The sequence below is a fragment of the Ruegeria sp. AH12 genome, assembly GCF_056541465.1.
This window is the reverse complement of record NZ_JBQFYL010000164.1, coordinates 1-692: the sequence shown is the minus strand read 5'-3', so window position 1 is coordinate 692 and position 692 is coordinate 1. Positions and strand designations below refer to the sequence as shown.

Sequence of the window (692 nt, the reverse complement as noted above, 5' to 3'; positions counted from 1 at the left end):
GATATCGGCACTACCTTCGACTACCTGTGCCAGAATGACTTGTGCGAGCTGCTGACCTGATTGGTTGCTGGCCTCCCAGATTTTCGGGGCCGTGCTTTGCAAAGGCACACGCTCAGAAACACCCATCGGACAACGCCAGATTTGCAACGGCGGCTCAATCGGCCAGGGCGTGATCCGACGGATAAACACGGCACGGGCATGGGCACATTCTGCTGACGCGGGCCACCCACCAGCCAGGCAAAGCAGAATGGCGCAGTCAACCTGATAGGCCTTAGCCGCCTGCGGGGCCACGGTTGAAAGAAGAGCCACGACAGCTCCGGCGCTCAAATTTCTGATAAGTCTGCACCACATATCAATAAATGCCTTCTGACTACATTACTGCATTATTGATACACTAGCTCCAATCTCAATCTCCACACCATATGCGAGCATAGTGTTTATGATGTTCGCGCGCGTTTTGTGGAATATATTCCGTAGAGCAGTTCTTGTGATCTGGCCGAATAGAGGCCATGAAATTACGGGAACGAGTAGGGTTAAATGTCCGGAATCTAAGAAGTTCCAGAGGATTGAGCCAAGAACAGCTAGCTTTGGCTGCGGATGTAGATCGCAGCTATATCAGCGAGATCGAACTCGCCAAAAATTCAGCATCAATCGATGTTCTGGAGCGGATCGCACTTGCTCTCGAAATCGAC

The 692-nt window shown here is 51.7% G+C and carries 1 protein-coding gene and 1 pseudogene; one reads left to right on the top strand and one right to left on the bottom strand.

The window, feature by feature from the left end:
* Nucleotides 1-351 (bottom strand): annotated as a pseudogene (locus tag ACR0EL_RS22360) (hypothetical protein); the annotation flags it as partial.
* 158 nt (nucleotides 352-509) lie between these two features.
* Between ACR0EL_RS22360 and ACR0EL_RS22355 the strand changes: the two are divergent.
* A partial coding sequence (locus tag ACR0EL_RS22355; protein WP_480502338.1) for a helix-turn-helix domain-containing protein occupies nucleotides 510-692 on the top strand: 183 nt, incomplete at its 3' end.